The organism is Vallitalea sediminicola (assembly GCF_054408565.1).
The window spans coordinates 1-222 of sequence record NZ_BTPT01000195.1 but is presented as its reverse complement, the minus strand read 5'-3'; the positions used below and the strand labels follow the sequence as shown (position 1 = coordinate 222).

Below are 222 nucleotides of genomic sequence, written 5' to 3'. Positions count from 1 at the left end.
TCCCTCCTGTAATAATAACAATTCGATCATATAGTCTGAATATATCTTCATCCAAATTTGTATAAGCTATACCATTTTCACTGCTATTAACCTTCTGCACTAATTTACTATTTTTATCTTTTATACCATAAATCTGTATTTCAAAATCATCAATTTTTGTATAATTGATATCATACATATGAAAACTTGTATTATATTGTAATAGCTCAACTTTTAATTTAT

The 222-nt window shown here is 23.9% G+C and carries 1 protein-coding gene; it reads right to left on the bottom strand.

Features of this window, described 5'->3' with window-relative positions:
- Window positions 1-222, bottom strand: a 222-nt coding sequence (locus tag ACX6CF_RS26400; RefSeq protein ID WP_458788364.1) for a hypothetical protein, incomplete at both ends; no start/stop codon positions are given.